Here is a 20,323-nt window from a genome sequence, read left to right as displayed (position 1 = left end):
ATGCGAAAGACACGATTGTATTTGCTGGCGTTTCTCTGCGTATGGCTCGTGGCCGCGCCCCTTGGGGCCGCGCCTGCGGATCAGCCCGAATCCGAGCGCACCATCAGCATGGACTTCAAGAACGTGGACATTCACATTCTGATCAAGTTCATCAGCGAACTCACGGGCAGGAATTTCATCGTGGACAAGCGGGTGGCCGGACGTGTGACCGCGTATTCCCCGTCCAAGCTGTCCATCGAGGAGGCGTACAAGGCCTTCGAGTCCATCCTGCTGGTGCATGATTTCGCGGTGGTGGGCACGGCCGTGGAGAACGAGTACAAGATCGTTCCGGTGGTGGATGCCCGGCGTCTCGGGGTGCCGGTCCAGACCGGGCGGACCGTGCGCCCGGATTCGGGCGAGGAACTCATCACCCAGATCATTCCCTTGAAGAACTCCAGTGCTCCGGAGCTGGCCAAGCTCGTTACAAGCATGGTGGACAAGAACGGTCTGGTCACGGTGTATTCACCCACGAATACCCTGATCGTGACTGCACCGGCCAAGAATCTGAAATCCATCCTGACCATTGTCCGCGAGGTGGACAAGAGCTCCTATGCTCCGCAGATGGAGAGTTTTCCTCTGGTGCACGGGGACGCCAACACCATTGCGTCCAGCATTTCCAAGATCATGACCACCAAGATTCAGGAGCTGGAAAAGATCGGGAAAAAGGCCATGGCTCTGGTGGAGGCGGACATGCGCACCAATTCCGTGGTCGCACTGGGCGACCCGTCCAGTCTGGATACCATTGCGGACATGGTGGTTGCTCTGGACATCCCCACGCCCAAGGGCAAGGACGACATCCATTACCTGAATCTGGAGAACGCGGACGCCGAGGACGTGGCCAAGCTCCTGAACGATCTGATCGCCCGGCAGGTGGACAAGGAAGGCAAGACCACCAAGCTGTCCAAGGACATCAAGGTGGTGGCGGACAAGGCCACGAACAGCCTGATCGTCACGGCCCGTCCCGATGAATTCGCCGCGCTCAAGCCCACCATCCGCAAGCTCGATGTGCTGCGCAAACAGGTCTACATCGAGGCCCTGATCATGGAAGTGTCCTCGGATGCGGAATTCACCTTTGGCGTGAACTGGGCCGTGGGTGGCTCGGGGTCGGATACCTCGGTCTTCGGTTCGAGCAACAACGGAGGCGGGGTCATTTCCATTCCGAAGAACGAAGGCGAATTCCTTTCCTTTCCGTCGGGCGGCACCGTGGGCGCGGTGCTGAGCAATGCCGTGAACATCGGCGGAAGCATGTACAGCATTCAGGCGCTCATCAACCTTGCGCAGAGTGACAGCGACTACAGGATTCTGTCCACGCCGCAACTGCTGACTCTGGACAATGAAAAGGCCAGCGTGAACGTGGTGGACAATATTCCGTTCTCGACTCAGACCCAGACCTCCAACGTGAACAGCGACTACAATTCCCAGAGCCTGAGCTACAAGGACGTGGGCGTGAAGCTGGAGATTACCCCGCACATCGGGGAACAGGGCACGCTGCGTCTGGAGATCAAGCAGGAGGTCAGCCGGGTGCTCAACGATCTGGTCGAGGTCGAGGAAGGGGTCAAGGTCATCGCGCCCACCACCAAGAAGCGCGAGGTGGAGACCGTGATCCAGATGCAGGACAACCAGACCGCGGTCATTGCCGGATTGATCAACGACGACGAGACCAGCAACAAGTCCAAGGTGCCCGGTCTCGGGGACATTCCCCTGTTCGGCTGGCTTTTCAAGCAGGAGAAGGAGAAGAGCACCACTACCAACCTGTTCATTTTCATCACGCCGCGGATCATCGATTCCTATGACGAATCTACGGCTCTGGCCCGACTCAAGAAGCGGATGATCCATGAAGTCACCTTGGGACTGGACGGCAAGGGACTGCCCAAGATGGTCATGGCCGATCCGTCCGCCCCCATCTTCATTCGTCCGCAGGCTGCCAGCGGCGTAACCGAAAAGGAACTGCCCTGATGATGCTCGGATTCACCGTGGAAAGCGCATTGGTCGATGCGGGGCACGTGTCGGCCGAGGAAGTTCCCGAGCTGGTTGCCAAGGCCCGGGAACAGGATCTGGATGTCACCGAATACCTGCACAGGAAGGGCAGGCTGTCGGAATCCGATCTGGCGCGCTTTCACGCCCGGTTCCATGATCTGAAGTTTCTGGACGCGCCCGACCCGGACTGGGTGCTGCCTGAACTGGTTCGCAGATTTTCCATCCATTACCTGAAACGGTTCATGGCCGTGCCGTTGCAGGATGCGGACGGCCGGATTCTGGTCGGGGTGAGCCGTCCGGAATCCCTGGATGTGATCAATGACTTCCGGTTGGCGCTGCAAGTCGATGACGTGACCCCGGTGTTCATGCCGTCGGACGCGGTGCTGGGTGCGATCAACAAGGTGTTCGGGGAAGTGGAGGAGGATCTGGAGGCCCTTGAAGTGCTGGAAGGCGCGGAGGTGGACTCCTTTGCCGGTCTGGATGACGACAAGATCGAGGACCTGCTGGACGACACCAGCGACGCGCCGTTCATCAAGCTGGTGAACATGATCCTGTCGCAGGCCGTGCGCGCCAATGCCAGCGACATTCACATCGAGCCGTACAAGGAAATCCTGCGCGTGCGGTTCCGGCTGGACGGCGTGCTCTATGACAAGCACTCCGTGTCCAAGCGGTTCCACGCGGCCCTTGTCTCGCGCATCAAGATCATGGCCAAGCTGAACATTGCGGAAAAGCGGCTGCCGCAGGACGGACGCATCGCCCTGTCGCTGGGCGGTCGGCAGGTTGACCTGCGCGTTTCCTGTCTGCCCACGGCGTTTGGCGAGCGTGTGGTCATGCGTCTTCTGGAAAAGAGCACCAAGATTCTGAGCATGCCCGAGCTGGGCCTGACGCATGAGAATCTGAAGCTCATGCAGCGGATGGTCACCATTTCCCATGGCATCATTCTGGTCACCGGCCCCACGGGAAGCGGCAAGACCACGTCCCTGTACGCGGTGCTCAACCACATCAATTCTCCGGACAAGAACATCCTGACCATCGAGGACCCTGTGGAATATCAGCTCGACGGCATCGGCCAGATTCAGGTCAATGCCAAGATCGGCCTGACCTTTGCCTCGGGATTGCGGTCCATCGTGCGTCAGGACCCGGACGTGGTGCTCATCGGTGAAATCCGCGACCACGAAACAGCGGAAATCGCGATTCAGGCCGCCCTGACAGGGCACCTCGTGTTTTCCACCCTGCACACCAATGACGCGCCCAGCGCCGTGACACGGCTCATCGACATGGGCGTGGAACCGTTTCTGCTTTCCTCGGTGCTGCGGGCCGTTGTGGCCCAGCGGCTGGTGCGTCGCCTGTGCCCGGACTGCCGGGAAGCGTATGTGCCGACAGAGGCGCAGCTTGCTGCTGATTTCGGTGCGTTTGCAGACGATTTCCGGGGCTGGGAGGTCTATCGGCCCGTGGGATGCGACGCGTGCATGAACACGGGCTATCGGGGGCGCATGGCCATTTACGAGATCATGGAACTGACCGACGCGACCAAGGCGCTGGTCCTGAACACGGCGGATTCCAACCAGATACGGGAACAGGCCGTGCGGGACGGCATGGAAACATTGACGCAAAACGGGTGCTCCAAGGCTCGGGAAGGGTTGACCACGCTTTCCGAAGTTCTGCGAGTGACCAATCTGTAGCCTATGAACATGCTGCAAGTCATGCGGGAACGGATTTCGCCGGACGCGGTTCTGGACTGGGTGCGGGATTTCGCCACTCCCATGAACCTGCTCAAGGCCGGAGCGTGGCTGGTCTACGGCTGCCTTGTCTTTGCCGTGGTGTTCACGGCCCGGTACTTTCTGCTTCAGGCCGACGAACTGGCCCGGAAGGCGGTTGCCGGACTGCCGGGCGTGCGCGTGGAATTTCCCCTGCTGGAGCCGGAACTGGTGCCGCCCCGGGCGTTTCTGGATTATCTGCGCGTGGTCGACGCCAGGACCGGGCGTACCATTGCGGAGATGAAGGATGCGGAAATCCGTGTGGCCGTGCTGCCGCTTCTGGTGGGCAAGGCAAGGGTTTCCATGGCCGGGCGCATGTTCGGAGGCATTGTCCGGGCGGATGTGGCTTCGGGCGCGCTGTTCGACACCGACTGGCTCGATGCGGACATTCGGGCCGAGATGGTGGAGTTGCAGTCGTTTCCACAGGTCAGGGCGTACGACAGAAGCATGACGGGATTTCTGGATGCGGACGCGTCCCTGTCCGGTCCATGGGCCGACCCCGTGTCCATGAATCTGCGCATTGCGGCGCGGCTGTCGGCTCTGGACATGGAGAATCGGTATCCCGTGATCAAGGGGCCGCGCATCAAGGGTTTCACCATTGATCTGGAAGGCGGAAAGCAGGACAACGAGCTGCAATTCGCGCGGCTGGATATTGCGGACGGCGAGGACGTTTCCCTGAAGCTCGAAGGCGTGGTGACGCTGGTTCCCGAAAACGTGGGCCAGAGCAGACTGGACATGAGGGGGCGGTTTCTTGGCACCCCGGAGCGGCTGGCGGTCAGCGTGCTGGACCCGGAGGCCGTGAACATGCTCAAGCGCAGGCAGGCCGTGCCCGTGAGCGTGCAGGGCGTACTGGAGCGCCCGGACGTGCGCATGAAGTAGGAGGCGGTTTTTCGTTCGGCTGCATTGCACGAAAAATTTCGGTCTGGTATGTCTCGAAATGCGGACCTTCAACCTCGGAGCACCGGAACATGGCGAACAACGCGGATATTCTGGTCGTGATCCCGGCCCACAATGAAGAGCAGATGGTGGGCGAGACCGTGCGGGACGTGATGCGCGTCACGGGGTTGCCCGTGCTCGTGATCGACGACGCCAGCACCGACGCCACTGCGGACAGGGCCAGAGAGGCCGGGGCGCGCGTCATGCCGCTGGCAGCGCAGCTCGGGGCATGGGGCGCGACGCAGGCCGGAATGCGTTACGCCAAGCGACACGGATTCCGCAGGGTCGTCACTTTCGATGCGGACGGCCAGCATGATCCGCAGGGCATTCACCTGCTTGTCGACTGTCTGGATCGAAACGGGACGCAGGTGGCTGTTGGGGCGTGCACCGGGCGCGGCTCCCGGCTGAGGCGGGTTGCCTGGGCCCTGTTTCGGCTGCTTTCCGGGCTTTCGGTTGCGGATCTGACTTCCGGATTTCGAGGGTATGAAGCCAACGCGATAACCGTGCTGGCCGGACGCAACGCCACGGTGCTCGACTATCAGGACGTGGGCGTGCTCTGCCTGCTGCGCGCTTCCGGCTTCCGCATCGCGGAAGTGGATGTGTGCATGTTTCCGAGAACGAACGGCAAATCCAGAATATTCAATTCGTGGCTCTCCGTGTTCCAGTACATGCTCTACAGCATGGTGCTCTCGGTCTGCCACTTCAGACCTTCGGGCGGAAAATGATAGATTATACCATTACCACCGCGATTCTGGGCGTTTCCACAGTGGTCGTCATCCTGTTTCTCATCAAGAAGCACGCATTCTACGTGCGATACACGTTCTGGTGGTTTGCCGTGTGCGCCGCCATCCTCGTGTTCAGCCTGTTTCCGCGTCTGTCCGATGTTCTCGTGGGCCATCTCGGGATCAGCTATCCTCCGGCACTGCTGTTTTTCGGCGCCATCCTCATGCTCTTCATCAAGACCCTGTTCATCGACATCGACCGCTCCCGGCAGGAAGTGCGCATCCGGAGGCTCATTCAGCGTCTGGCCATGCTCGAGGCGGAAATGGCCGGGGAGCGGAAAACCACGGTCCGGGAAGACCGGTAGCGTCATGCCCGTGTTCAGGTACAGAGCCGCGGACAGCCGGGGCAGGAAGAAAAGCGGTATCGTGGATGCCGCGAGCCGGGCTCAGGCCGTGCGCAATCTTCGGGAACAGGGATTGTTTCCGGTGGACGTTTCCCGCGAACGTTCCCGCAGGGAAGGGGGGACGGCCAATCCGGTCTCCCGCCTCAGGATGCTGCGCCGCGTGCCCAGAGAGGCTCTGGCCGCCACCATTCGTCAGCTTGCCACCCTGCTCAATGCGGATTTGCCTCTGGACAAGGCCCTGGATGCCGTGATCGTCGGAGGAGGAAAGCAGTCCGAATTGCAGCGCATCATGACCGAGGTCCGGGAGGCCGTGCGCGAGGGGGGCGACCTTGCTTCGGCCTTTGCCCGCTATCCGCACGTGTTCACCACCACATTCGTGACCATGGTTCGGGCCGGGGAGAATTCCGGCACTCTGGACATCGTGATGGAACGGCTGGCGGATCACATCAACCAGCAGCTCGCCCTGCGGCGCAAGGTGCAGGCCACTCTGGCCTATCCCGTGCTCATGCTCGTGGTCGGGGTGTGCGTGGTGATCTTTCTCCTGTCGTTCGTGGTGCCCAAGGTCACGGAAATCTTTTTCGACATGGAGCGCGCGCTTCCGCTGCCCACGCGCATTCTCATCACGGCCAGCGATCTGGTGCGCAAAAGCTGGGGTATCCTTCTGCTGGTGACGCTTTCCTGCGGATACGGCCTGTTCCGTTTCTGCAAGACCGAGCGGGGCCGGGTGGCGTGGCACCGTTTTCTGCTCAGGGTGCCGGTACTGGGTGACATCATCCGCCAGCTTGCGGTGGGGAGGTTCGCCCGGACTCTGGGCATGCTGCTCAAGAACGGGGTTTCCCTTGTCAGCGCATTGGACATCGTGATCAGCGTGGCAGGCAACGAAGTGGTCAGGGACGTGATCCGGGTCATGCATCACGACGTGCAGGAGGGCAAACCCCTGACCGGACCCATGGCCGGTTCCTCCATTTTCGATCATGCCACGGTGCAGATGATCGCGGCGGGCGAACAGAGCGGCAGGCTGGCCGAAATGCTGCTCATCGTGTCCGAGGATTGCGAAAGCCGGGTCGAGACCAAGCTTCAGGTGCTCACGTCCCTGATGGAGCCGATCATGATTCTGCTGCTCGGCGGCATGGTCGGATTCGTGGTCATGGCCATCATGCTGCCCATTTTCGAGATGAGCAATCTGGTGGGAGGCTGACCCGCGCCATGCGGATTCTCCAGCTCGCCAAATATTACCCTCCGGTACCGGGCGGCATTGAATCCGTGGTTCGCGATCTGTCCCTTGCCCTGCAACGGGCCGGGCATGAGAATCTGGTGCTGGCCCATCATGCGGACAGGGCCCGGAGCGAGCCTTCGGAAATGACCGGGCCGGAAGGCCGGGTGGTGCGCGTGTCGAGCTTCGGCGAAATCATGTACGCCCCGGTTTCGCCGGGGTATCCCCTGCATCTTCGTCGATTGCTCTGGGACTTTCGGCCGGATGCGGTGCTGGCGCACATGCCCAACGTGTCCGCGTTCTGGCCGCTGTTCGTGCGTCTGTCCTGTCCGCTTGTGGCATTCTGGCATGCGGACGTGCTTTTTCCGGTGGACAAGCCGCTGCACAGGTTGGCCTATCGTGTCTATGCCGCGTTCGAGCGTGCATTGCTGGCGCGGGCCGCGTCCATTGTGACCACATCGGAACCCTATCTGGATGGCAGCGTGCCACTTCACGATTTTTGTGCCAAGTGCCGGATCGTGCCGCTGGGCATGGACCCCGGACGGATCCCGGACCAGACTGCGGCCGAGGTGGCCGAGGTCCGGCGCAGGATTCTGGGTGATGCCGACGCCCGCTATGTCTACGCGGCAGGGCGATTCTCCCATTACAAGGGGTTCGATGTGCTGGTGCGGGCCGCGGAACTGGCCCGGCAGCAACTGCCTGACCTTCGTTTCTGCATTGCCGGGGACGGGGAAACAAGGTCCGAAGTGGTCCGACTTGTCCGGGAAAAGGGACTGGAAGGCATGGTCGCACTCCCGGGACGTGTTTCGGATCGGGAGTTCTGGGCCCTGATGCGCGGGTGCGACTGTTTCTGCCTGCCTTCCACGCATCGTACCGAGGCCTTTGGCGTGGTGCTGCTCGAAGCCATGAGCATGAACAGACCATGCGTGGCCACGGACATTCCCGGCTCGGGCACGGCATGGGTAAACCGCTGGAACCCGCAGGGGCAGATCGTTCCTCCGGAAGATGCGCAGGCTCTGGCCGATGCCCTGTGCCGCGTGCTCAAACGGGGAACAGGACCCGCCGTTCGCACGGAATTGCCCGAACCGTTTCGCATGGAAACCGCTGCCGCACGCATTGCGGACATCTGCGCCGGAGGTGGGGCGTGATTCGACTGCTGGTCAACGCAATCCCCCTGACCAACGTTGCTACCGGGATCAGCCGCTATTTGCGATGCCTGTATTCCGTGTTGGAGCGCGAACATTCCTGCGAGCTGGATATCTGGTACTTCGACGGTGTCGGCATACGCCGGGATATGCCCTTTGGACCGGAGAACCTTGCGCGGTGGGCCTTCATGGCGGACGTGTTCTGGAAGTTGCCGCCCCGGGTTGCCTATGTCGTGCGGCTTTGGGTGCATCGCAGACGGGAACGGCTTTTTCAACAAGTCGCGTCCGGTTTCGATGTGTACCACGAGGCCGGTTTCTTTCCGTTCATCACACCAACTGGCGTGAAAACCGTGTTTACCCTGCATGACATGTCCATATCTCGATTTCCCGAACATCATCCCCGGGAACGCGTTTTGTTCATGAGCCGTTTTCTCAGGGAACGCACGGCCCTCGCGGACCGTATTCTCACTGTTTCCGAGTTCTCCAGAAACGAGATCGTCAGCGTGCTGGGAGCGAGCCCGGAACGGATCGATGTGACTCCGCTTGCCCCGGCCTCCGTGTTCCGGCCCGTGCCCGAAGTCGAAATGTCGCGCCTTAAATCCAGGCTGGGGCTGCCGGAGCGCTATTTTCTGTTCGTGGGCAGTGGTGATCCTCGGAAGAATGCGGATACCATTCCTCGTGCATTGGAGGTCGCCGGACTGGACATTCCGCTTGTTTCTGTCGGGTGGAGCGGTTGGGGGGGGGAATGCTGACAGGGAACGTATATTTCCTTTGGGATACCTGTCGGATGCGGAGCTGGTCGGGGTGTATTCCGGGGCTCTGGCTCTGGTTTTTCCCAGCAAGTACGAAGGATTCGGCCTACCTGTGGCCGAAGCTCAGGCCTGTGGATGTCCCGTGATTGCAACCCGATGTGCCAGTCTGCCCGAAGTGGGTGGGGACGCAGCCCTGTATCAGGAGAATCCCGGAGAAATCGAAGAACTGGCCAGCCTGCTTCGGCGGGTGGCTGAAGACCCCGGCCTGCGGGCGAGCATGGTGGAAAAAGGGCATGCGCGTGCTTCGCTGTTCTCATGGGAAAAGACAGCACGCCTCACTTTGGCTGCATTCGTTCGGACCTTGGGGGAAAATTCCCGGGAAAACGGTTTTTTTTCGCAAAGTTCTTCAGGAGATCAGTGAGTTGCGATTTTTCGAGGAGCTTCCCTTCTGCTTGCGACGTTCCGGAAAATTCTCAAACAACTTGCCGATTGCTGTCAAAAAATGTAACTATATTAACAATGGACTTTAGTAGGTTGATGTCGGTTTGATCCATTTCCTGCCGGACGCTTTCCGTTGTAGCAAACGGCATTTTCGGATGGCTTTTTTTGTGTACTCATTGCATCGAAGTGCTTTGGTGGATTTGATTCCCTGTTTTTGCAGTGCCGGAAAGAATCCTGTTGCGATGATCGGATGGCATGAAGAAAATGTGTTGCGTCTGGAAAGGTGAAGACGATCATGTTTCTGCCGCAGCTATCAGTTTTCATTGGTTTATAATTGGTGTGCCTTGCGTGCTGCTGTATGAAGAATGCAATTGTGCTCATTCGGCATGAAGAACGCGTATGAATACTCATGAGGTCAAGAATCGTCGAGTGACGTCCCATTTCCTTAACTCATTAGATAATACGGATAATTGCCATGGAACTCTGCATGATTAGGCCTTTTTGGCAAGCCGGTGCATCTCCTGTATCCTTTCACGGTTTCGCGTTGAGCTCTTCCGCCATGTCGGGCGGAGAGAAAATTGCGGGATTGCTCCGCAGCGTCGGGTTGTCCGAAACAGCAGGGAACGATTCCTCTGGCACGGACATTCTGCGAGTGCTTGCATGCAGAAATCCGGTAAGTCGAATCGTGTCCTTGTATGGTGCCCTTTCTTCCGATTCCCTGAAAGCTTCTCTGGATGAACCATTGGCTGCGGCTGCTCAGGCCGCAAGGAGCCTCCCTCTGGAAGAGTTCGTGGCATGCGATGACGAGTGGGCTGAAAACCTGATCGAGAACGTGCAATGGAAAAATTTCAGTTCCCGTTTAGGTAAAACTGACGTTTCAACTATTTCCGATTCGTCCGGGGTTCGCGATCTGCTGACGGACTCGTGCGATATCGTTTCACTGTACGAATTCCTTCCGATTTCGCTTCAGTTGATGGCATATCTTGCCGGCAGTTCGGTTCCGGCCGGGCTTGTCGGCTCCGAATCCTTCTGGCGGGCACCAGCAGCCTCCCAGAATGTGGTTTCCGTCATTGAAGAGAGAAACGGGTTGGACTCCATGCTTTGGGAAGGGGCGCGAAACGCTTTCATGGATGCGTTGGACAAGCATCAGAAGGCGATGATTGAACGTTCGTTTCTCGTGCGTCGCGAAAACGAGATTCTGGCTGGAATGCCAGCCAGAAAATTCAGCTTTCCTCAATATGTAAGAACTCTTGCATCCCCGGAAGGCCGATCTTTAAACGAATCGGAACAACGGCTTACATTCTATCACATTCAGAAAACCGCCGGTTCCACGTTCAGGAACATGCTTCAGGCCAATTTTGCGGAATCGGAAGTTTGTCAATCCGAAATATTCTGGGAAATTGAACGGGAAAATCCGGAGGACCTGAAAAAGTACCGTTTCTTTGGTGGGCATTTCCGCATGGAAACGTTTGATCGCCATCTTGCGGACACGATAAAGATCGTGTTTCTGCGGAATCCGATCAATCGATTCCTTTCCGAATTCAGCATGGATTCGAATCCCGAGAGAAGAACGGATCACTGGACGGCCCGTGCTCGTGAATTGAGCAAAACCGATCCTTCCATTCTTGAGTATCTCGATGGAGTGATCGGCATGCCTCTGGAGAAGTTTCTGGACTGGGACAACCACAGGGCGAAAAACAAGTATCGGAATCATCAGACGCGCCGGCTTGCGCGGATCACGGAAACAGCGCGAGCCATGCCGGATTGGGATGAGGCCATTCTGAATGAAGCAAAGAAGAACCTTCGTGAGGAGTTCGTCTTCTGCGGCCTGATGGAATATTTCGATCTTTCAATCAAGTTGTTCTGCCTCACTTTCGGGGAACTTCCGTATGCCTCCACAGCCAGTTACATTCAGAACGTCAATCCCTTGAAAGCCTTTGAAAACAAGTACAGCGTCTCGGACGCGGCTCTTGAGAGACTGATGCAGCACAACCAGATGGACATCAAGCTCTGGGAGTATGGCAAGGACCTTCTGCTCGAACGGATTGAATCCTTTCAGGATGCGGCGTTTCGGGAAACCTATTCCGAAACATCGGACAACCATGTTTCCGGCGACCGGTTCAGGCTGAAGCTTGAAGCCAGGGAAATGAACAATGTGCGGGGGCTTCATTTCCTTGAAAAGGACAAGCTCGGAAGAAATTTCCGCTGGACCGGAAGTCAGGATGAGGTGCAGATGGTTGTCACCTTTCCGGTGCCGGCTCGGGCCGTCAGGATAACTGTCGAGGCATTGGCAGCCATCAATTCCGAGTGCGCCGAGAACGTCGGGTTCTCCATGGCCGGAAATGTGCCTGAACACATCGATCGCTCCAGAACGTTGACCGGAAACCTGCGCTGGACCGGAATTGTCGAGTTGCCGGAATCCGAAGCCGGGCTGCATGTGCATCTGCTGAACGTGCATGCTCCTCAGGTGTCCATAGAAGGTGATGATCGTCTGTTGGGGATCGCGTTGAAACACGTCGTGCTCGAATCCGTGTAATCCGCTTCAAATGAGCCATACATGAGCAGCTTGTCGGCTTCATCATCAGATATGCAGTTTGTCTATCATCACCTGCCGAAAACGGCAGGCTCCACATTCAGGACCATCTTGCACAGCCTTTTTTCCGAGGACAAGGTGTGTCCTCACGAGGTTGAGTATCTCTTTGAAGACATGAGTGATGATGAAAGGGGGCAGTATCAGCTTTTTGCCGGGCATTTCTCCTATTCCTTTGTTGTCGAGCAGTTTCCTGATGCCGCAAAGCTGGTTTTCCTGCGGCATCCCGTGGCAAGAGTTGTGTCGCAATACTACAATTTTCATGACTCCTACAGAATTCCGGAGCACTGGATGGTGCACCACCGGGCTGCCCCTCCGGAATTTCAGGAATTCATGAAGTGGGCCGAGAACGCTTCCCTTGACGAGTTCGTCAGGTCGGACAATCCTTATGCTGTTCAAATCTATCAGAACTACCAGACTGTTTTTCTAACGGATCAGTCCATTCCGCCGTTTTTTGACCCTCCCGAATTTTCCAGCGAATTTGATCAGGCCCTCCTGGACAAGGCCAAGGGAAATCTGGAAACCGTCTTCGATTTCGTCGGGATTCAGGAAGATTTCCGGTTTTCGCTGAATCTGTTTTGCGCGACATTCGGATATCGGCCGATAGGTGATTTTCGTCCCATGATTCGCAATCTGAATCCCCGGAAGGACGCCAGAAAGGCATATGACGTGAAGCCGGAAACCATGCGTCGGATTCTGGATTGCAACCGGATGGATGTCGAACTCTGGGAGTATGGCCGCGATCTGCTGCATGCACGTGTCGGGAACATTTTCTCCTCCAGACTTGAGTTGGACGCTTCCGTGCGGGAAATGCCGATTGTGCCGGATTCCCAATATTTCCCCCTGCGGGAGTGCCGTGATCGCAAAGGGTTTTATTGGACTGAGCAAAATCCTCAGGGTGTGGAGTACGCATGGACTGGGTACGAGTCTCCTGCACTGATCGAGTTTGATTCGCCATTTCCGGAAGGGAGCCGTGTGCGGATCGAACTCCATGTTCTGGATTTCATATCTCCCGGGATCATTCAGACCTTGCGGTTGGAAATTGACGGCGACCCTGTCGATTTCAAGTTGGTTCAAAGGGAGGAAGAACATGCTCTGGTAGCGGATACGCGTATCGGTTTTTTCCCCCGTTGCGTTCATACGATCAAGATTTTCAGCGCGACCAGAAAGGAGGGAGAGTCCGGGAATTCCAGAGAGCTGGGGTGCGCCGTGGCAGGAGTGACGGTTTCCGTCCTGAGTCCTAGTGAGCCAGACAGGTAATGGGAGAGGTATGAACCGGAAAAGATTCTTCGATTTGCTCGCGTTCAGTGCCCGTGCCAATCTTCGCACCGAAGTGTCGAAGTACTATCTGAACTACCTTTGGTGGATTGTTGATCCAATCCTGACCATGATGGTTTTCTATCTGGTCTTTTCGGTTCTTCTGCATCGTGGAAAGGAATATTTCACGGCCTTTCTGTTGTGCGGCGTCGTGAATTACGCTTGGTTTTCACGGACTGTGAACAATGCCTCGAACAGCATTGTTGCAGGAAGAAACCTGATGCTTCAAATAGATATCCCGAAGATATTCTTTCCGCTTGAAGTCATCATACGCGACAGCTTCAAGCATTCACTTGTTGTTGTACTCTTGCTGCTGTTTCTGGTCTTCTATCCTTCTCCTGTCAGTATAACATGGATATCCCTTCCGATAATAATATTTGTTCAATTTGTCGTTAATTGCGGCGTGGCGCTTGTTTGCGCATCTTTCGTTCCATTCGTTCCGGATCTGAAATTTGTCGTTGGCACCTTGCTGCATCTTGGAATGTTTGCATCCGGCGTTTTTTACAGCATAGACGATGTGGTGCTTCCGGAACATCGTTCCCTGCTGTATGCGAATCCTCTTGCGGGGTTGCTCAAGAACTACCGCCGGGTCCTGATCTATGACTCATGGCCGGAATGGGAATATCTGTCCTACGTGTTTTTTTCTGCGCTTCTCCTTTGCCTGATCGGCTTTGTTCTGATTCGCAGGTTCAATCACGTCTATCCGAGGATATGTCAGCAATGAGCCCGAATCCTCTGATTTCCTTGCAAGGCGTCGGATATGCGTATGCCGTGAGAAGAAGCCTTTTCCGGTATGGGAGCTATCAGGCGCTGCATGACATCTCCTTTGACATCTACCCCGGGGAAACCCTGGGGCTGCTTGGACGCAACGGGGCAGGCAAATCCACACTGCTTCGGCTCATAGCGAACATCTATCAGCCGAGCCGTGGTCGGATCGTCTGCGGTGAGCCTGTTTCCACTGCGTTGCTGACCTTGCAGACCGGGTTTCTGCCCGACCTGAGCGGAAGGGACAACGCCATCATGGGGGCCATGCTCTACGGATACAGCAAGGAGGAAGCCCGGCAACGTCTTGATGACATAATCCGTTTCTCCGGGCTTGAGGAATGGATTGACGAGCCCATAAAAATGTACTCCTCGGGCATGCGGGCCAGACTGGGATTCACCGTGGCAATGGAGATGTCGACGGATGTCCTTCTCGTGGATGAGATTCTGGGAGTCGGCGATTATGAGTTTCGTCAGAAATCAACGGCTCGCATCAAGGCGAAGATCAAATCCGGGCAGACCGTCGTGCTGGTGTCGCACGCCATTCCGGTCGTACGTGAATTGTGTACGAGAGTGGCCTGGATCGAGAATGGGGAGATTACCAGAGTCGGGGATGTCGATGATGTCGTGGAAGAGTATATTTCCGCGCAGAAGAAATGAGCATGGTTCCTGAGGCAAATGGAAGGGGGCTCCATGAAGAATTTGCTCAGATGGGGATGGAATGCTTTGCCGATTCCCGCTTTCCTCAGGAGTGTGGTGGAGCGCAGATATCTCTACCCTCATCTGCGGCATTTGCGCCGGGCTTCCCGGTATCCGTCCGGCCCCATTTTGGTGGCGGGTTTTCTGCGGTCGGGACTCGGGATCGGTGAGGCTGGTCGTCTGGATGTCCTTGCCTTGCGGGCGAGCGGAAAATTTCCGGAACTGCTGGACGTGAGCCGAATCCATGACATTCATGATTTCGACAGCACCGAGTTTGCCGATACCGCCATTCCCTCGGAACACGGTGTGCTGATTCTGCATGTCAACGCGCCTGAAGTCGGATTGGCTCTGCGTTTCATGGGGGAGAAGCTCACCCGCAACCGGCCCGTCATCGGGTATTGGGCGTGGGAACTTCCGGTTTCTCCTCCGGATTGGCTTTTGGCGTGCCGATATCTCGATGAATTGTGGGTGCCCAGTCGATATGTGGCGAATTCCTTCAGGGATTGTCCTGTACCGGTCAGGGTGGTTCCCCACCCGGTCTTTGCCCCTTTGGTTCGGCGCGGAAGAACCCGTTCGGATTTTGGACTTCCGTTGCATGCATGCCTTTTCCTGTGTCTGGGGGATGGCCGTTCCGATCTGGCAAGAAAGAATCTGATCGGTGCGGTGGAGGCGTTCGAGGCGGCCTTTGCCGGTGATCGATCCGTGCATCTCGTGGTCAAGCTGCACCACGCCGCCCCGGGGGGAGCCGCGGTCGAAGCCCTTTTGCGAAAAGTGCAGGCAATGCCCAATTGCAGCCTTTTTTCGGAGCTGCTTGATCGCAATGACATGGGCGACTTCATGGATTGTGCGGATGTTCTCGTGTCTCTCCATAGAGCGGAGGGATTCGGCCTTGTCATGGCAGAGGCCATGATGCTGGGAAAACCCGTGATAGCGACAGGGTATTCGGGAAACATGGATTTCATGGATGCATCATGTGCCGCTCTGGTGGGGTACGATTTGATTCCGGCAAAAGGACATAATCGAAGTTACAGAGGACTTGAAAATGCGAAATGGGCGGAGCCGCATCTTGAGGAAGCGGCTCATTGGATGAAAAGGATCGCCGCAGATGATTCGTTGCGTGAGAAAATCGGAAGAAACGGGAGGAAGTACGTCGAAAAGAAAACGGATCCCGGGCTTTTTGTGGCTGCTGTTGACGATGTTCGTTCGCGATATTTGTCCGGCAACGGATGAATTCCCTTGTTACGATCCATATTCCATCTGATTTGTTTCTCCTGACCTCCTTTTCTACCGATATTTGATAATGTTGGGCGAGAAGTCGTTGGCTGGTAAATGAAATATTCTATGATGCAAGCAAGGAATATTGAATGCTTTACCCCGACTCCTGGTATGACCCCAATGTGGAAAGTCTGCTGGTTCATGCGCGGCGGAATGAATGCTTGAAAAAGGAAGCTTTGCATTTCAAGTCCGTCAGTTTGAACGCCAGACAGTTGTGTGATTTGGAGATGCTTCTCAATCGGGCGTATTATCCTCTTGACGGGTATATGTGCCGTACCGATTACGACTCCGTTCTGAAAGCATGCAGATTGTCCGATGGTTCGCTGTGGCCGCTCCCCATCTGCCTTGGGGTGGATGCGGAGACCGCTTCCGGTGTGTCGCTCGGCGAAAGGGTGGCAATCCGTGATGCGGAAGGATTCATGCTTGCCGTTCTGACCGTCGAGGACGTCTGGAAAGCGGATTTGGAAGCGGAACGGATTGCGCTTTGGGGAGATCGGCCGCGTACCGGCGGCATAGACGTCAGCGGCATCGAGGGAGACAGGTTGTGGTACCTGGGAGGGAAGCTCGAAGGGCTATCCTATCCTCAGCATTATGATTTTGTCGATATGCGGCTCTCTCCTCCGGACATGCAACGCCTTTTTTCCAGGGAAAAATGGGGAAAGGTCATTGGTGTTCAGGCCGGGCGTCCGCTCCATAGAGCCGATCGCGCCATGCTGGAGGAGATTGCCTCGGCGCACGATGCGCGTCTGCTGCTTTCTCCGTTGATGATCCCGTCCGTGTATTTCAGCGTTGATCATTTCTGTCTGGTTCGTTGTCTTCGGGCTTTCGCAGGGCTGATGCCGGAGCATGCCGTCAAGCTGAACCTCATTCCCTGGTTTCAGAGGAGGATGGGGCGCCGCGGTTCCCTGCTTCGGGCCATCGTCAACAGAAACTACGGTTGCAGCCACATGCTCTTGTGGGATTCCGGCAAGATGCAGTCGCAAAATCTGCAGCATTCGGAATCCTTTCATGCACATATGGAGTGGATGGCGGAAATGGCCCGATTGTCCGGGATCACGCCGCTCAGGGAAAAGTGCATGACTTTGGACGAGGCGTCCGGGAAACATACCTGTTCCGCGAAAGGCTGCCTTTGCGTCAACGATCATCTCGCCATTGTCGAATGTCTGAGGGCAGGGGAAGCTGTTCCGGACAATCTGTCCTATCCTGAAGTCCTCAAAGAGCTCGGGCGCGTACACAAGCCCTTGTCAAAACAGGGATTTTCCCTGTTCTTTACCGGGTTGTCCGGGGCGGGAAAGTCGACACTGGCCAAGATTCTGTACGTCAAGCTGCTTGAACTGAATGGGCGTCCTGTTACTTTGCTGGATGGTGACATTGTACGCACCAACCTTTCGAGCGAGTTGAACTTTTCCAAGGAGCACAGGGAGCTCAACGTCACGCGAATCGGTTTTGTTGCAAGTGAAATCGTCAAGAATGGCGGAATCGCCATTTGCGCTCCCATTGCACCATATCCGAAATCACGCGAGGAGGTGCGCAAGATGATAGAACAATACGGCGGATTCATTGAGATCCATGTCAATACCCCCCTTTCGGTGTGCGAGCAGCGAGATTGCAAGGGGATTTATGCAAAGGCGAGAGCAGGCATCATCAAGGGCATGACCGGTGTGGACGATCCGTATGCCGAACCGGAAAATCCGGAGTTGAGGATCAATACTTCGGAAATGACGCCCGACGAAGCGGCGCGTGAAGTGATGTTTTTTCTGGCAACGAAAAATTACATCAGGGGGAACGCATGATTATTCCCGTTATTCTGGCTGGTGGTTCCGGTACCCGACTTTGGCCCTTGTCACGTCAGCTTTATCCAAAACAGTTCCTGCCACTGGTCAATGGCCGTACGCTTCTTCAGGAAACTGCGCTGCGGCTGAACCGGGACGAGGACATCAGTGCGCCCATTCTGGTTTGCAATGAGGACCATCGTTTCACCGTGGCCGAGCAGATGAGGGAAATAGCGCTTCAACCTTCCAGAATCATTCTTGAACCGGAAGGGAGAAATACGGCCCCAGCGGCATACATTGCCGCAGAGGTGGCGCGACAGATGGATGAATCCGCCATGATCCTCGTACTGCCGTCCGACCATCACATTCAGGATTTGGACAGTCTCCTGAAGGCGATCGAGGCCAGCAAATCCATTGCCGGTCAAGGGGCGTTGGTCACTTTCGGGATCGTTCCGAAATATGCCGAGACCGGATACGGCTACATTCGTCAGGGGGAAAGGCTTGACGATGCGAATCCGCATTCTGCGTTCAGGATCAACCGTTTTGTCGAAAAGCCGGATTTGGCAACGGCTGAAGAATATGTCGCTTCCGGCGAGTATTACTGGAACAGCGGCATGTTCCTGTTTCAGGCCTCGCGGTACATGAGCGAAGTGGAGAAGGTCAATGAAACGATCGCCGTTTCATGCAGGGCCGCTGTCGAGAAAGGGGAAAGCGACCTTGATTTCTACCGGCTGGATCGGGAAAGCTTTTGCGCCAGTCCGAACGATTCCATTGATTACGCCGTAATGGAACATACCCGGGAGGCCGTTGTCGTGCCTCTGGATGCCGGATGGAATGATGTCGGGTCCTGGGGAGCGCTTTGGAGCATAAAGGAGAAGGACGAGTTCGGGAATGTGGCCTTGGGTGATGTGATTACCCATGATGTTCATGGTTCCTATCTTCAGTCCACCGGTCGTCTTCTGGCTGTTGTCGGACTGAAGGATCACGTGGTGGTCGAAACGGCAGATGCCGTGATGGTTTCGCCAAAGGACAGGGTGCAGGAAGTCAAGAAACTGGTGGACACGCTCAAACGGCAGAAGCGGAGCGAGGCCTTTTCGCACAAAAAGGTCTATCGTCCATGGGGGAGCTATGAAACCATTGATCTGGAAGATCGTTTTCAGGTCAAGCGAATCACTGTCAAACCCGGTGCGATCCTGTCTCTTCAGAAGCATTTTCATCGAGCGGAGCACTGGATTGTGGTCAAAGGTACGGCAATCGTGATTCGCGGGGAAGAGGAGCTGGTGCTCAAGGAAGATCAGTCCTCCTACATCCCTCTCGGCTTTGTGCATCGTCTGGAGAATCCCGGCAGGATCGACCTTGAGCTGATCGAGGTGCAGACAGGCAGCTATCTTGGAGAAGATGATATCGTCCGTCTGGACGATGCCTATGGTCGCAAGGGGAAGAAGGAAAAGATCAACTAGTGCTGGTGCCCGGCTTCTTTCGGGGGAGGGAACAGGGATTTTCCCCGTTCTTCTCCCTTCGGAAGGGCAATGGAGGCGAGAGGCGGCGGGTTACTCGAACCAGCCGATGAGAGGTGTCCCCTTCAGCATCGATCGGGCTTTTCGCATGAGCTTGTGAAAGGATAGATTCTGTGCCTTGGATGCCTTTTCAAGCAGCTTGATGTCATCGCGCATTCTGGAAAAATCGGGAGAAAATGCTCCTGCTCTTTCGCCCCTGCGGGGAACGAGAAGTATCCCGAAATCCTTTTTCAGGCATTCCCGGTCCATTCTGTTGAGAAAGGCTATGCGTTCCACCGTGGCTTCGTCTATGTGCATTGCGCCTGAAAAGGTGTCATCCACGGTGGAAAGGCGAACGAGGTCGTTCGCAATGGTCGAGGCCCGGGGGATGTCTGTCAGCATGTTGAGGACGCGTTTGACGAACAGAAGATTGCCGGAGATGCTCGGATTCTTTTCCCGTTCCTGATATTCGTCGTTTTTCTTGAAATCCCGGAATTCGGGGAACTGGCTGAAGATGTCCTTGACTATGTCGCCATCAACTAGCTCGGAGCGGTTGTAGACCGATATGTGGACTCTTTCCCTCCCGTAGATTTCGATCCACTTCCGGAGCAGGGCGCTGAACCGGACATCCCGCATGTCGATGAAGTCCTGAAATGAGCAGGTCATGGGCAAAGCCACGATCTGCTGCTTGTACCAGCTTTCGAGGTATGCGCTGTGGTCCCGGATGTAGATGACTATCCGGGTATCCTCGGGAGGAAGGATTCTGGCCACGTCGGCAACGTTGTCGTGAACGTGAAAATGTTCGCTGCTGATGAGGATGGTATGTGCGCCCGCGTTGCGGGCTTCCTCCAGCAGGGCGTCTCTGGTCGATTGGATGAAATCCTCGTCCGGTTGCGCCAGTTGAATCGCCTTTGACAAGGGGTGGTGCTGAAACCCCTCCCTCTCGCCCGAATGCAGGATAGCAGATTCCGATGTCGGTCAGTTCCTTGTAGTGACTGGCGCAATAATGCTGGAAAAATGAAGTTC

17 protein-coding genes are annotated in these 20,323 nt (G+C 56.4%); 16 read left to right on the top strand and 1 reads right to left on the bottom strand.

The window, feature by feature from the left end:
* From gspD to MPN23_RS09415, 16 genes are all read left to right on the top strand, one after another.
* The gene (gene gspD, locus MPN23_RS09490; RefSeq protein ID WP_243543967.1) at window positions 1-1,995 is read left to right on the top strand and encodes a type II secretion system secretin GspD; all 1,995 of its coding nucleotides are present in this window, start codon (window positions 1-3) and stop codon (window positions 1,993-1,995) included.
* Window positions 1,995-3,698 (top strand): type II secretion system ATPase GspE, encoded by a 1,704-nt coding sequence (gene gspE, locus MPN23_RS09485; RefSeq protein ID WP_243543966.1) that lies wholly within the window; start codon window positions 1,995-1,997, stop codon window positions 3,696-3,698. The genes gspD and gspE overlap by 1 nt, the downstream gene beginning before the upstream one ends.
* Window positions 3,699-3,701: 3 nt before the next feature.
* The gene (locus MPN23_RS09480; RefSeq protein WP_243543965.1) at window positions 3,702-4,652 is read left to right on the top strand and encodes a hypothetical protein; all 951 of its coding nucleotides are present in this window, start codon (window positions 3,702-3,704) and stop codon (window positions 4,650-4,652) included.
* Between the two features lie 89 nt (window positions 4,653-4,741).
* Complete coding sequence (locus MPN23_RS09475; RefSeq protein ID WP_243543964.1) at window positions 4,742-5,434, top strand: glycosyltransferase family 2 protein; 693 nt, start codon at window positions 4,742-4,744, stop codon at window positions 5,432-5,434.
* Window positions 5,431-5,796, top strand: a complete 366-nt coding sequence (locus MPN23_RS09470) for a DUF2304 domain-containing protein (RefSeq protein ID WP_243543963.1) — start codon at window positions 5,431-5,433, stop codon at window positions 5,794-5,796. The genes MPN23_RS09475 and MPN23_RS09470 overlap by 4 nt, the downstream gene beginning before the upstream one ends.
* 4 nt (window positions 5,797-5,800) lie before the next feature.
* Entirely contained in the window at window positions 5,801-7,033 is a 1,233-nt protein-coding gene (locus MPN23_RS09465; protein WP_243543962.1) for a type II secretion system F family protein, read from the top strand.
* An 8-nt stretch (window positions 7,034-7,041) separates the two neighbouring features.
* Entirely contained in the window at window positions 7,042-8,196 is a 1,155-nt protein-coding gene (locus tag MPN23_RS09460; RefSeq protein ID WP_243543961.1) for a glycosyltransferase, read from the top strand.
* Window positions 8,193-8,945, top strand: a complete 753-nt coding sequence (locus tag MPN23_RS09455; protein WP_243543960.1) for a glycosyltransferase — start codon at window positions 8,193-8,195, stop codon at window positions 8,943-8,945. Before MPN23_RS09460 ends, MPN23_RS09455 begins: the two co-directional genes overlap by 4 nt.
* A 19-nt stretch (window positions 8,946-8,964) precedes the next feature.
* On the top strand, window positions 8,965-9,366 hold the full coding sequence (locus MPN23_RS09450) for a glycosyltransferase (protein WP_243543959.1): 402 nt from the start codon (window positions 8,965-8,967) through the stop codon (window positions 9,364-9,366).
* 495 nt (window positions 9,367-9,861) lie between these two features.
* The gene (locus MPN23_RS09445; protein ID WP_243543958.1) at window positions 9,862-11,922 is read left to right on the top strand and encodes a sulfotransferase family 2 domain-containing protein; all 2,061 of its coding nucleotides are present in this window, start codon (window positions 9,862-9,864) and stop codon (window positions 11,920-11,922) included.
* Between the two features lie 21 nt (window positions 11,923-11,943).
* Window positions 11,944-13,236: a sulfotransferase family 2 domain-containing protein gene (locus MPN23_RS09440; RefSeq protein WP_243543957.1), complete on the top strand. Its 1,293-nt coding sequence runs from the start codon at window positions 11,944-11,946 to the stop codon at window positions 13,234-13,236.
* A gap of 10 nt (window positions 13,237-13,246) precedes the next feature.
* Window positions 13,247-14,017 (top strand): ABC transporter permease, encoded by a 771-nt coding sequence (locus MPN23_RS09435; RefSeq protein ID WP_243543956.1) that lies wholly within the window; start codon window positions 13,247-13,249, stop codon window positions 14,015-14,017.
* Between the two features lie 47 nt (window positions 14,018-14,064).
* Window positions 14,065-14,715, top strand: a complete 651-nt coding sequence (locus MPN23_RS09430) for an ABC transporter ATP-binding protein (protein ID WP_243543955.1) — start codon at window positions 14,065-14,067, stop codon at window positions 14,713-14,715.
* Window positions 14,716-15,096: 381 nt separating this feature from the next.
* Complete coding sequence (locus MPN23_RS09425) at window positions 15,097-15,984, top strand: glycosyltransferase (RefSeq protein ID WP_243543954.1); 888 nt, start codon at window positions 15,097-15,099, stop codon at window positions 15,982-15,984.
* 134 nt (window positions 15,985-16,118) lie between these two features.
* Entirely contained in the window at window positions 16,119-17,822 is a 1,704-nt protein-coding gene (gene cysC / locus MPN23_RS09420) for an adenylyl-sulfate kinase (protein ID WP_279388664.1), read from the top strand.
* A complete protein-coding gene (locus MPN23_RS09415) occupies window positions 17,819-19,261 on the top strand; it encodes a mannose-1-phosphate guanylyltransferase/mannose-6-phosphate isomerase (RefSeq protein ID WP_243543952.1) in 1,443 nt (480 codons plus the stop codon). The genes cysC and MPN23_RS09415 overlap by 4 nt, the downstream gene beginning before the upstream one ends.
* A 90-nt stretch (window positions 19,262-19,351) precedes the next feature.
* Here MPN23_RS09415 and MPN23_RS09410 read toward each other — a convergent pair whose 3' ends face one another.
* Window positions 19,352-20,215 carry a hypothetical protein gene (locus MPN23_RS09410; RefSeq protein WP_243543951.1) on the bottom strand — a complete coding sequence of 288 codons (864 nt, stop codon included), beginning with the start codon at window positions 20,213-20,215 and terminating at the stop codon, window positions 19,352-19,354.
* Window positions 20,216-20,323 lie beyond the last annotated feature (108 nt).

The organism is Pseudodesulfovibrio tunisiensis, assembly GCF_022809775.1.
Classification (GTDB): domain Bacteria; phylum Desulfobacterota; class Desulfovibrionia; order Desulfovibrionales; family Desulfovibrionaceae; genus Pseudodesulfovibrio; species Pseudodesulfovibrio tunisiensis.
This window is presented reverse-complemented; position numbering and strand designations above follow the sequence as displayed.